10 protein-coding genes are annotated in these 11741 nt (G+C 75.9%); 6 read left to right on the top strand and 4 right to left on the bottom strand.

Translation table 11 applies throughout. The features are described 5' to 3' along the window. Positions 1–138: 138 nt before the first annotated feature. On the bottom strand, positions 139–2061 hold the full coding sequence (locus ACPC54_RS14000) for a DEAD/DEAH box helicase (protein WP_498964678.1): 1923 nt from the start codon (positions 2059–2061) through the stop codon (positions 139–141). 696 nt (positions 2062–2757) lie between these two features. Here ACPC54_RS14000 and ACPC54_RS13995 point away from each other — a divergent pair. Then, the gene (locus tag ACPC54_RS13995; RefSeq protein ID WP_498964677.1) at positions 2758–3486 is read left to right on the top strand and encodes a ferritin-like fold-containing protein; all 729 of its coding nucleotides are present in this window, start codon (positions 2758–2760) and stop codon (positions 3484–3486) included. 9 nt (positions 3487–3495) lie between these two features. On the opposite strand, the gene ACPC54_RS13990 is transcribed toward ACPC54_RS13995, so the two are convergent. The 3 genes from ACPC54_RS13990 to ACPC54_RS13980 all read right to left on the bottom strand — a co-directional run bounded on the left by ACPC54_RS13990 (position 3496) and on the right by ACPC54_RS13980 (position 4983). After that, complete coding sequence (locus ACPC54_RS13990) at positions 3496–3822, bottom strand: hypothetical protein (RefSeq protein ID WP_498964676.1); 327 nt, start codon at positions 3820–3822, stop codon at positions 3496–3498. A 139-nt stretch (positions 3823–3961) separates the two neighbouring features. Beyond that, positions 3962–4189, bottom strand: coding sequence for a DUF3107 domain-containing protein (locus tag ACPC54_RS13985; RefSeq protein ID WP_045700901.1), 228 nt, complete (start codon positions 4187–4189; stop codon positions 3962–3964). 134 nt (positions 4190–4323) lie between these two features. Continuing rightward, positions 4324–4983: a TetR/AcrR family transcriptional regulator gene (locus ACPC54_RS13980; RefSeq protein WP_498964675.1), complete on the bottom strand. Its 660-nt coding sequence runs from the start codon at positions 4981–4983 to the stop codon at positions 4324–4326. A gap of 221 nt (positions 4984–5204) precedes the next feature. On the opposite strand from ACPC54_RS13980, the gene ACPC54_RS13975 reads away from it, so the two are divergent. From ACPC54_RS13975 to moeZ, 5 genes are all read left to right on the top strand, one after another. Then, positions 5205–6107 carry an alpha/beta fold hydrolase gene (locus ACPC54_RS13975; RefSeq protein WP_498964673.1) on the top strand — a complete coding sequence of 301 codons (903 nt, stop codon included), beginning with the start codon at positions 5205–5207 and terminating at the stop codon, positions 6105–6107. Positions 6108–6410: 303 nt separating this feature from the next. Next, positions 6411–8021 carry a DUF3492 domain-containing protein gene (locus ACPC54_RS13970; protein WP_498964671.1) on the top strand — a complete coding sequence of 537 codons (1611 nt, stop codon included), beginning with the start codon at positions 6411–6413 and terminating at the stop codon, positions 8019–8021. A 113-nt stretch (positions 8022–8134) separates the two neighbouring features. Continuing rightward, positions 8135–9202, top strand: a complete 1068-nt coding sequence (locus ACPC54_RS13965; RefSeq protein WP_498964669.1) for a hypothetical protein — start codon at positions 8135–8137, stop codon at positions 9200–9202. A gap of 52 nt (positions 9203–9254) precedes the next feature. Then, positions 9255–10262 carry an NAD-dependent epimerase/dehydratase family protein gene (locus ACPC54_RS13960; RefSeq protein ID WP_498964666.1) on the top strand — a complete coding sequence of 336 codons (1008 nt, stop codon included), beginning with the start codon at positions 9255–9257 and terminating at the stop codon, positions 10260–10262. Positions 10263–10491: 229 nt separating this feature from the next. Then, positions 10492–11670, top strand: coding sequence for an adenylyltransferase/sulfurtransferase MoeZ (gene moeZ / locus ACPC54_RS13955; RefSeq protein ID WP_498964664.1), 1179 nt, complete (start codon positions 10492–10494; stop codon positions 11668–11670). Positions 11671–11741 lie beyond the last annotated feature (71 nt).

The following is an 11741-nucleotide window of genomic DNA, read 5'->3' as shown; positions in this document are numbered from 1 at the left end:
GCCTCCCGCTCTCCCGGGCCCACCCGGCCACCGACCTCCGAGCCTAAGGCTTGCCGCGGACGGCCGGGGGCGCCGGAACGCCCGAGGGGGCGGGCCGGGCCGTGGGGCCCGACCCGCCCCCTCGGGGACGGTGCCGCGTCAGCTCTCCGGGGTGGTCTCCGGAGCGGCCGCCGCCTTGCGGGTGCGGGTGCGCTTGCGCGGGGCCGGGACCTCGGCGGCGGGGGCCTCGGCGGCCGGAGCCTCCGGGGCGGCCTCGGCCGTGGCCTTCGGCTTGCGGGTGCGGGTCCGGGCGGCCGGCTTCGCCTCGGCCGGGGCCTCGGTGACGGCGGCGGCCTCGACGGCCTCCACCACGGCCTCGGCCTTGGGCTTGCGGGTGCGCGTGCGGGTGGCCGGCTTCGCCTCGGCCGGGGCCTCGGTGACGGCGGCGGCCTCGACGGCCTCCACCACGGCCTCGGCCTTCGGCTTGCGGGTCCGGGTACGGGCCCGGGCGGCGGGCTTCTCCTCGACCACGACGACCGCGTCGGCCGGAGCGGCGGCAACCGGAGCGGCAGCGGCCGGGGCCTCGACGACGGCGGCCTCGACCACCGCGGTCTCGACCGCGCTCTCGCCCGCGGCGCCACCGCGCGAACGGCGGCGACGGCGGCGCGGCGCGGCCTCGCCCTCGACGCCCTCGACGGCCGGAGCGGCCGTCACCGCGGTGCCGGTCGCCTCGGCGACCTCGCCCTCGACCGCCGTGCCGCGGCGGGTGCGGCGGCGCTCGCGGGTGCGGCGCGGCTTCTCCTCGGCCGGCGTCTCGACGGCGGGGCCGGAACGGCCCGGGCCGCCCTGCCCGCCGCGGCCGCCGCGGCCGGAGCGCGAGCCCCGCCCGCCGGTCTCGCCGAGGTCCTCGATCTCCTCGGCGCCGAGGCCGGCCCGGGTGCGCTCGGAGCGCGGCAGGACACCCTTGGTGCCCGGCGTGATCTTCAGCAGCTCGTAGAGGTGCGCCGAGGTGGAGTAGGTCTCCTCCGGCTCGTTGAACGGCAGGTCCAGCGCCTTGTTGATCAGCTGCCAGCGCGGGATGTCGTCCCAGTCGACCAGGGTGACGGCCGTACCGGAGGCGCCGGCGCGGCCGGTGCGGCCGATCCGGTGCAGGTAGGTCTTCTCGTCCTCGGGGCACTGGTAGTTGATGACGTGCGTGACGCCCTCGACGTCGATGCCGCGGGCCGCGACGTCGGTGCACACCAGGACGTCGACCTTGCCGTTGCGGAAGGCCCGCAGGGCCTGCTCGCGGGCGCCCTGGCCGAGGTCGCCGTGGACGGCGCCGGCCGCGAAGCCGCGCTGGGTCAGCTGGTCGGAGACGTCGGCGGCGGTGCGCTTGGTGCGGCAGAAGATCATCGCCAGCCCGCGGCCCTCGGCCTGCAGGATGCGCGAGACCATCTCGACCTTGTCCAGCGAGTGGGCGCGGAAGATGTGCTGCTCGATGTTGGCGACGGTCGCGCCGGTGTCGTCCGGGGCGGCGGCGCGGATGTGCGTCGGCTGGCTCATGTACCGGCGGGCGAGGCTGATGACCTGGCCCGGCATGGTGGCCGAGAACAGCAGGGTCTGCCGCTTGGCGGGCAGCATGGTGATGATCTTCTCGACGTCGGGCAGGAAGCCCAGGTCGAGCATCTCGTCGGCCTCGTCCAGGACGAGCGAGCGGACCTTCGACAGGTTCAGCTTCTTCTGCCCGGCGAGGTCCAGCAGACGGCCCGGGGTGCCGACCACGATGTCGACGCCCTTGGTCAGCGCCTCCACCTGCGGCTCGTAGGCCCGGCCGCCGTAGACGGCGAGGACCCGCACGTTGCGGACCTTGCCGGCGGTCTGCAGGTCGTTGGTGACCTGGGTGCAGAGCTCGCGCGTCGGGACGACGATGAGCGCCTGCGGGAAGTCGGAGAGCTGCTCCTCGGTGGCACGGCCGGCGTCCACGTCGGCGCGCACGATGGCCCGCTCGATCAGCGGGAGGCCGAACCCGAGGGTCTTGCCGGTGCCGGTCTTGGCCTGGCCGATGACGTCGTGGCCGGTCAGCGCGACCGGGAGGGTCATCTCCTGGATGGGGAAGGGGTGGACGATGCCGACGGACTCCAGGGCCTCGGCGGTCTCCGGGAGGATCCCCAGATCCCGGAACGTCGTCTTGATGGGTTCAGCGGTGGTGGACAGGGTGCTGCCTCTTCCGTTTTCGGAGGGGCCGAGAGCGAGCGGCGGGCGGGCAGCCGCGCGGCTGCGTACGGGCCTGTGCGGCCCCGATTACAGCTGCGCGGACGCACAACCGCGCCGGTCCCTGCGGCCGGCCGGTGCGCGCGGCCCGGTGCGGGGCGCGTCGCCGGCGGCGTCGGGGAGGATTCCCGTGAGGGACCTGCGCGGGACCTCCGCCAGGGGGCGTGGTCTCGGCGGCCCTCGCTCGGCCACTGATGCGGTGCCAAGGCTTGAAGTCCAAGCCATGGTCGGAGCCGATCGGCTCTCCGACCGGGCATCCGCGTACGTGAGTACCCGTGCCTCCGGTGCGGACACGTCCGAGGGGACGGCGCCGGTACGGGGCGGCTCACGCGGGGCACCGAGACGGCGGTGACACCGTGCGAGCACGACGGGGCTCCGTACCACCATACAGTCAGGCGACGACTCGAACACGTGATGCGTCTGACATCGCCCCCGGTGACCGGCCCGCGACCGGGCGATCCGGCCGGTCGTCCGGGTGCGCCGGGTGGTGGGGGAGGCGGCCCGGCGGGACTAAGGTGGCGGGTCATGGAGACCTCTGGTGAGACGCAGGACGGCGCGGCCGGCTCGATCGGCGACTGGGCGGCGTGCTCGGCCGACCCCGGGTACCGGGCGGCGGTGCTGGACCTGCTCGGCGCGCTCGCGTACGGCGAGCTGAGCGCCTTCGAGCGGCTCGCCGAGGACGCCAAGCTGGCGCCCGACCTGGCCGACAAGGCCGCACTGGCCCGGATGGCCTCCGCCGAGTTCCAGCACTACCAGCGGCTGCACGACCGGCTGGCCGAGATCGGCGCCGACCCGCAGGAGGCGATGCGGCCGTTCGTCGAGCCGCTGGAGCTGTTCCACCGGATGACGGCCCCCTCGGACTGGCTGGAGGGCCTGGTCAAGGCCTACGTCGGCGACGCCATCGCGACGGACTTCTACCGCGAGGTGGCCGTCCGGCTCGACGACGACACCCGGGACCTCGTGCTCGGCGTCATGTCCGACACCGGCCACGCCCAGTTCGCCGTCGACAAGGTCCGCCAGGCCATCGAGGCCGACCCGCGGGCCGGCGGCCGGCTCGCCCTGTGGGGCCGGCGCCTGATGGGCGAGGCGCTCAGCCAGGCCCAGCGCGTGGTCGCCGAGCGCGACGCGCTGTCCAACCTGCTGGTCGGCGGCGTCCAGGTGCAGGGCTTCGACCTGGTCGAGGTCGGCAAGATGTTCAACCGGATCACCGAGGCGCACACCAAGCGGATGGCCGCCCTCGGCCTCGCCTCCTGACCTTCCCGCTCAGGCCGGCCGGTGCCGCCGCGGTGCGCGGTGGGCGCCGGCCCGGTGCGGGTGGTGCCGGTGCGCCGGGGCCCGCCCGGCCGCGAGGTCCGGCCGGGCCAGCAGCGAGGTGAGCACCCCCGAGGCCACCGCCGAGGCCGCGACCGCCACCGCCGGGTAGCGGCCGTCCAGGCAGAAGTGCGCGACCGCCCCGCCGAGCAGCGCCACCGCCAGGGCCGTGCCGACCGTCAGCACCCGGGCCGACCGGAAGTACGACGGCAGGCCCAGCAGCGCGGCGCCGCCCGTGACCAGGCCGACGAGGGCGAAGGCGATCGACTCGACCAGCAAGGCTGCCTCCCGGGGGAACGGGCGTGCGACGACGGTGCCGCTGATTCTCGCCGTACCCCGCCCCGCTCGGCCGTACACGCGCCGGTGCCCCGCTCCCTCACGGGAACGGGGCACCGGGACGAGCTGCTCGGGCGGCGTCTCAGAGAGCGCCGAAGCCGACCTTGCGGACGGCCTGCTCGCCGATCTCCACGTACGCCAGGCGCTCGGCCGGAACGAGGATCCGGCGGCCGTGCTCGTCGGTCAGCGAGAAGAGCTTCGAGGAGCCCTCCAGCGCCTTCGCGACCGCGCTCTCGACCTCATCGGCAGTCTGCGAGCTCTCGATCACGATCTCGCGCGGCGCGTTCTGCACGCCGATCTTGACCTCCACGGCTTCCGTCCCTCCGGGGTTGCAGCCTCCACGCGCGGACACCGAACCGCCTGGGACAAGCGTTCGCGGCGACCGCGCCGTACGGCTTCACCATAGAGCACCGGATCACCGCCCCGGCGAAGGTCAGCGGATCATCACTCCTGGGCAGAGCCCTCGGAGCCCGGCTCGCCGGCGTGCATCGGGAAGCCCTTCAGGCCGCGCCAGGACAGGCTGGCCACCAGCCGGACCGCCTCGTCGCGCGGGATCTCCAGGCCCTGCGACAGCCAGTACCGGGCGGTGATCTGGGCCAGGCCGCACACCCCGGCGGCGAGCAGCTTGGACTCCGCCTCCGGCAGGTCGGTGTCCTCCTGGATCACCTTGCTGACCAGCGTCGCGCTCGCCTCGGAGGCCCGCTCGACCCGCTCGCGCACGGCCGGCTCGTTGGTCAGGTCCGACTCGAAGACCAGGCGGAACGCGCCGGACTCGCTGGAGACGTAGTTGAAGTACGCCTCCATGGTGTTGGCCACGCGCTGCTTGTTGTCGTTGGTCGTCGACAGCGCCTCGCGGGTCGACTCGACCAGGGCGTCGCAGTGCTTGTCCAGCAGCGCCAGGTACAGCTCCAGCTTCCCGGGGAAGTGCTGGTACAGCACCGGCTTGCTGACCCCGGCGCGGTCGGCGATGTCGTCCATGGCGGCCGCGTGGTAACCCTGCGCGACGAACACCTCCTGGGCGGCACCGAGCAGTTGTTCACGGCGGGCGCTTCGCGGCAGGCGGGCACCGCGCGGGCGCTCCTGCGCCTCCTGGATGGCCGTCACGGCGCTCCTCACTTCGGGGTTCTTCGGGGCCGACAAGATGGCTGATTCTACTTTTCGGTAACCGCGTTCGTGTTCGGTGAAGGCGAGAAAAGCCGACCGCTCCGCTTGTCAGGTGCCCACAATACGGCGCTGACCTCGGCGTCGGCAGTGCCCCGGGGCGAGGGATCGGACCGCCGCCTGCCCCGGGCGCACCCGGCCCGCGCTCACTACCATCGTCCATCATGAGCAGCGCTGAGCAGCAGGTCCGAACCGTCGAGGTCCCCGGGGCGGTCCTCGCGGTGCACCGCGGCCTCGCCAGCCGGGGCGCGGACGGGCGCGAGCCTGCCCTCTTCGTGCACGGCCTCGGCGGCTCGGCCGCCAACTGGACGGCGCTCATGGACCGCCTCGCCGGCCTGGTCGACGGCGAGGCCGTGGACCTGCCCGGCTTCGGCCGCTCCAACCCGCCCAGCGACGGCAACCTCAGCCTCTCCGGGCACGTCCGCGCCGTCATCGGCTACCTGGAGGCCGCCGGCCGCGGGCCCGTCCACCTGTTCGGCAACTCGCTCGGCGGCGCCGTCGCCGTCCGGCTCGCCGCGCTGCGCCCCGACCTCGTGCGCAGCCTCACCCTGGTCTCGCCGGCCCTGCCCGAGCTGCCGCCGCAGCGCACCGCCTGGCCGACCGCCGTGCTCGCCGTCCCCGGGGTGCCCGCGCTGCTGCGCCGGCTGCAGGCCGGCCGGCTCGACGCCGAGGCGGCGACCGAGGAACTGCTGCGGCTGGTCTACGGCGACCCGGGCCGGCTGAGCCCGGCCGCCCGGGCCGAGGCGGTCGACCAGTACCGGCTCCGACTGGAGGCGCCGCACGCGATGCGGGCGCTGGTCGGCTCGGCCCGTGGCATCGTCTCCGCCTACACCGAGCGCGGCGAGCAGGCGCTGTGGCGGCAGGCCGAGCAGGTGGCGGCGCCGGTCCTGCTGGTGTACGGGCTGCGCGACAAGCTGGTCGGCTACCGCTCGGCCCGGCGGGCCTGCACGGCCTTCGCGGACGCCCGGCTGCTGGTGCTGCCGGAGTCGGGGCACGTGGCGATGATGGAGCACCCGGACGAGGTCGCCCGCGCGGTGCGGGAGCTGATCGCGCACACGTCGCGCTGACCCCGCGCGTCCGGCCGCCCACCCGACCGCTCGCGCGGTCCCCGGATACCGCCCGGTAACGGCCCGCTTCGGCGCGAAGTCACGCCGGTTCACTCGTTCAGGTGGCAACCAGGCAGGTGACCGATGGCGGGCCGTGGGCCGGTCCTACCTTTCTGCTGCCGGACCGAACAGGTGTGGGGGAGGGCCGCCGGCGCCGCAGCAGTCGGCGGGCGGCGGTGCGAGGAAGGGTCCCGGCGTACGGCCCCGCGACTCCCGTGACCCCGCCCAGGGGTGAATTCAACGGTGGCAAACAGGAGGTCTCCCGTGCGCGTTGCCCTGCTCACCGAGGGTGCCCGACCGCATTCCCAGCGTGGCACCGGCGGCTGGTGCGACCGGCTGGCCGAGGGCCTGCCGGAGCACGAGTTCGAGCTGTACCTGCTCACCGGCCCCGGATGCCCGGGCGCCGTCGAGCGGCTCTCGCCGGTCTGGCGGGGGGCGCACGAGGTGGCGCTGTGGGGGCGCCGCCCGCGCGGACGACGCCCGGGCGCCCTGCGCAGACGCCAGTACGCCCGGGCGTACGAGGACCTGGTGCGCGCCCTGGTGCTGCCCCGCGAGCGGGCCGGGTTCGGCGCCGGGCTGTACCGGCTGGCCGAGCTCGCCCGCGAGGACGGCACGCTTCCCGCCTTCCTCGCCTCCGCGCACGCCCGGCGGGTCCTGGAGCGGGTCTGGCGGCTGCCCGGCGCGGACACCTCGGCCGGGGGCCCGCTGGTGTGCGACGTGCTGGTCGCCGGGGACCTGCTGGAGCAGTGCCTGCGGCCGCTGTCCGCGCCCTGGTACGGCACCGGGCCCGGCGGCCTCGGCGGCGTGGACCTGTGCCACGTGGTCGGCGGCGGGCCGGCCGCGCTGCCCGCCCTGGTCGCCCGCCGGCTGCACGGGGTGCCGTTCGTGGTCACCGAGCACGGCCTGCACCTGCGCGAGCAGTACCTCGGCTACCGCGAGGCGCCCTACCGGTGGCCGGTCCGCGCGCTGCTGCTGGCCTTCTTCCGGGCGCTCACCGAGGAGACCTACCGGCAGGCCGCGATACTCACCCCCGGCAGCGCCCACGACCAGCAGTGGCAGCGCCGGTGCGGCGCCGACCCGGCTCGCACCCGGGTCGTGTACGAGGGCACCCCGGCCGTCGACCGCCCGGCCGCCGGGCCCGAGCCGGTACGGCCGACCCTGGTGTGGGCCGGCGCCCTGGAGCCCGGGCGGGACCCGGAGCTGGCGCTGCACGCCTTCGCCCGGGTGCGCGCCGAACTGCCCGACACCCGGCTGACGCTGTACGGCGAGGAGGCGGCGCCCGGCTACCTGGCGCACTGCGAGGCCGTCGCCGAGCGCCTCGGGGTGGCGGACGCGGTGGACTTCGCCGGGCGGCCCGGCCCGCTCGCCGAGGTCTGGGAGGCCGGCACGGTGACCGTGTTCTCCGCGCTCTCCCAGCGCGGCCCCCGGCTGCTCGCGGACGCCATGCTCAGCGGCCGGGCCGTGGTCTGCACCGACGTCGGGGTGGCCCGCGAGGTGGTCGGCCCGACCGGGCTGCTGGTGCCCGCCCGGGACCCGGGCGCGCTGGCCGGCGCCTGCCTGGCACTGCTGCGCGACGAGGAACGGCGGGCCCGGCTCGGGCTGGCCGGGCGGCTGCGGGCGCAGGAACGCTTCGCCGTCGAGCCGGTGATCGGCGCCTTCCGGGAGATCTACCTGGAGCTGGTCTCGCAGTACCCGGCCTTCCCCGGCGGCGGGGGCGGCGAGGGCGGCCGGGCGCCGCGGCCGTTCGCCCGGCCCGCCGAGTACTGGCTCGCGGACGGGCCGCGCGCCGCCGGCCGCGACGGCGAGGACGACCCGGAGGACGGCGGCGGACGGGCCGGCCGGGAGCACGCGGGCGAACTCGCGGAAGCCCGCTGATGCCCGGCGGCACCGCGGCCGGGACCGGGGGCGGGACCGGGGGCGGGGGTGGAGTCGGCGTCGGGGCCGGGCTCGGGGCCGGCGCCGCCGATCCGGCGGGCAGCGCGGATCCGGTGCGAGAGCTGATGGCCGAGCACCGGGAGCTGTGCGAGCACGCCGTCGACCCGCTGGAGATCGCCGCCGGGCTGGAGGAGGCCGGGCTCGGACCGGACGCCGCCGCCCGCTGCCGGCACGCCGACCTGTTCTCGCTCGCCGAGGAGCTGTACGCCCGGGTGCCCCGCCGCCCGCCCGCGCCCCGCCCCGCGCCGCCGCGCGAGTGCGGCGCCGCCGCCCGCGCGACACTGCTGGCCGCCGCCCTGGCCGCGCTGCCCGGCGCCGCCGCCGCGCTCGGCGCCGGAGCGGCGGCGCTGCTGCCGGCCGCCCTCCCGGCGGTCCTGCTGCCCGCGCTGACCGCCGAACCGCCGGCCGAGCCCGGCCCGCCGTACCCGGGGCCGCCGGCGCCGGACGCGCTGGGCCCGGCCCGGCCGCCGCGCGCACCCGCCGGCCCGCGCCGGAGCCCGGCCGCGCTCGGCCACGGGCTGGGGCTGGCCGCGCTGCTGCTGCTCCCGCTGGCGGCCCCCGGCCCGGACCGGCCGGCCGCGGTCGCGCTGGCGCTCGCGGCGGCGCTGTCCGCCGGGTCGGCCGAGCGGGCCGCCCGCTGGTACCGGCAGGTCGGGCGCGGCCACCTCGCGGCGGCCGGCACCCTCGCCGAGTTCCGGGCCCGGATGCGGCCGGTGCTGCCGGTGGCCGTCGCGCTGCACCTGGCGGTGCTCGCGGTGCTGACCTTCGCCGCGCTGGCCGTGCTGACCGCCGTCGCGCCGCGCCCCGGGCCCGGCGGCGGGCTGCTGCACCTGGCCGCCGAGCGGGCCGGCGCCGCGCAGTGGGCGGCGCAGGGCGTGCTGGGCCTGCTGCTGGTGCTGCCCGCGCTGCTGGCGCGCTGCGGCCGGGCGGCGGCCGCCGCCCTGGGCGCCGTCGCAGGGCCCGCCGCCACGGCGGTGCCGCTCGCGCTCGGCGGCTCCGGCCCGGCGGCCCTGCTGCTCGGCGGCGGCGCGGTCGCGGCCGTGCTGGCCGGGCACGCCTGGGCGGTGCTCGGCCGGGCCGGGGCGCACCGCCGGATCCCCCCGATCCCTGTTCGTTCGTAGTTTTCAGTCCGCCAGGTCGTCCCCGACCTCGCTTCGTGGAAGGACACCCCCGATGAGGGTGCTGCTGCTGGGCGCCGACGGCTTCATCGGCCGCCGGGTCACCGACCGTCTGCTGATGGACCGGGAGTTGCAGGTGACGGTGCTCGGCCGGCGCGACTCGGCCGACATCCGCTTCGACCTGACCACCGGGAGCCCGGGCGCGCTGGCCCGCTTCCTGGACGCGGTCGCGCCGCAGGTGGTGATCAACTGCGCGGGTGCCACCTACGGCAGCTCGCGGACCCTGATCCGGTCGAACACGCTGGCCGTCGCCACCGTCTGCGAGGCGATCCGGCGCAGCCGGGAGCCGGCCCGGCTGGTGCACGTCGGCTCGGCCGCCGAGTACGGGCCGGTGCCCGGCGGGGTGCCGGTCTCCGAGCAGGCCGAGCCGCGCCCGGTCGGCCCGTACGGGGTGTCCAAGCTGGCCGGGACGGAGCTGGTGCTGGCCTCCGGCCTGGACGCCGCGGTGCTGCGGGTGTTCGACGTGGTGGGCCCGGGGGCGCCGACCGCCTCGCTGTTCGGGCGGCTCGCCGAGGGGCTGCGCCGGGCGCTGGAGCGGGACGAGAACCAGGTGCGAATGCCGGACCTGTCCGGATACCGGGATTTCGTGGACGTCCGGGACGTCGCGCGGGCGATCCAGGCGGCCGCGGTCTCGGCCGCCACCGGGGTGGTCAACATCGGCAGCGGGCACGCCGTCCGGGCCCGGGACGCGGCCCAGCTGCTGGTGCGGGCGTCCGGCTTCGAGGGGTCCATCGTCGAGGAGAACCGGCAGGTCCTGCTGCCGGCGCAGGCCGGCGGGCCGCACGGCGACCACCTGCCCGGCCACCACCACCAAGGCGGCCCGTACCTGCCGGGCCATCGGCCGGAGGGGGCGCGGTCGGAGGGCCGGCCCGTCCAGGGGGAGCCGGTGGCGTGGCGGCAGGCGGACGTGCGGACCGCCCGGGACCGTCTCGGATGGCGGACACAGGTGCCGTTGGAGGAGTCGCTGGGGGACGTCTGGCTGGAGACGGCCTGCCGGGTCTGACCGGGCTCGCGGAGGGCTCCCCGGGCCCGTCAGCGCAGGCCCGGGGCGCCTTCCGGGGCCGGTCGGCCGGTCCCACGATCCGGCGCGGCCCGTCTCGCCCACCGGACGGGCTGTCTCGGAATAGCGCAGGGGCGTGACACTGTTGGGCTAAGAGCCACCCGCGTGGCGGAGCAACCACCCCGCAGAAGGCCGGCCCCGGCCGCCTGACATGACACCCATCGGAGTCCCCGTGTCGTTGCCACCCCTGGTCGAGCCGGCCGACGAGCTCACCGTCGACGAGGTCCGCCGGTACTCCCGCCACCTGATCATTCCCGACGTGGGCATGGCCGGGCAGAAGCGGCTGAAGAACGCCAAGGTGCTGTGCGTCGGCGCCGGCGGCCTCGGCTCGCCCGCTCTGATGTACCTGGCCGCCGCCGGGGTCGGCACGCTCGGCATCGTCGAGTTCGACGTGGTCGACGAGTCCAACCTGCAGCGCCAGATCATCCACGGCCAGGCGGACATCGGCCGTTCCAAGGCGGAGTCGGCGCGGGACTCCGTCAAGGAGATCAACCCGTACGTCGACGTGATCCTGCACGAGGAGCGCCTCGACAACGACAACGTCATGGAGATCTTCTCCGGCTACGACCTGATCGTCGACGGCACCGACAACTTCGCCACCCGCTACCTGGTGAACGACGCCGCGGTGCTGCTCGGCAAGCCGTACGTGTGGGGCTCGATCTACCGCTTCGACGGCCAGGCCAGCGTGTTCTGGGCCGAGCACGGCCCCTGCTACCGCTGCCTCTACCCGGAGGCCCCGCCGCCGGGCATGGTGCCGTCCTGCGCCGAGGGCGGCGTGCTGGGCGTGCTGTGCGCGTCCATCGGCTCGATCCAGGTCAACGAGGCGATCAAGCTGCTCGCCGGCATCGGCGACCCGCTGGTCGGCCGGCTGATGATCTACGACGCCCTGGAGATGAACTACCGCCAGGTGAAGGTCCGCAAGGACCCGAACTGCGCCGTCTGCGGCGAGAACCCGACGGTCACCGAGCTGATCGACTACGAGGCCTTCTGCGGCGTCGTGTCGGAGGAGGCGCAGGCCGCCGCCGCCGGCTCGACCATCACCTCGGCGCAGCTCAAGCAGTGGCAGGACGACAAGGAGGACATCTACCTCATCGACGTCCGCGAGCCCGGCGAGTACGAGATCGTCAACATCCCCGGCGCGGTGCTGATCCCCAAGAACGAGTTCCTGATGGGCGACGCGCTGGAGAAGCTGCCGCAGGACCGCAAGATCGTGCTGCACTGCAAGTCGGGCGTGCGTTCGGCCGAGGTGCTGGCCGTGGTCAAGGCCGCGGGCTTCGCCAACGCGGTCCATCTGGGCGGCGGCGTGCTCGGCTGGGTCAACCAGATCGAGCCGCACAAGCCGGTCTACTAGAGGCCGGAGGCCGACACGAGGGAGGGCCCCGCCGGTCCGGCGGGGCCCTCCCTCGCGCGTTGGCGCGGACC

It is taken from the genome of Kitasatospora sp. NPDC094028, from assembly GCF_049543595.1.
Classification (GTDB): Bacteria; Actinomycetota; Actinomycetes; order Streptomycetales; family Streptomycetaceae; genus Kitasatospora.
The sequence above is the reverse complement of the archived record's forward strand: the minus strand, read 5'-3'. Positions and strand labels throughout refer to the sequence as shown.

Excerpts from the sequence above, each read along its gene's own strand:
- ACPC54_RS13975 (WP_498964673.1), top strand. The coding sequence starts at position 5,205 with ATGAGCAGCGCTGAGCAGCAGGTCCGAACCGTCGAGGTCCCCGGGGCG.
- ACPC54_RS14000 (WP_498964678.1), bottom strand. The coding sequence starts at position 2,061 with ATGACCCTCCCGGTCGCGCTGACCGGCCACGACGTCATCGGCCAGGCC.
- ACPC54_RS13960 (WP_498964666.1), top strand. The coding sequence starts at position 9,255 with ATGAGGGTGCTGCTGCTGGGCGCCGACGGCTTCATCGGCCGCCGGGTC.
- ACPC54_RS13995 (WP_498964677.1), top strand. The coding sequence starts at position 2,758 with ATGGAGACCTCTGGTGAGACGCAGGACGGCGCGGCCGGCTCGATCGGC.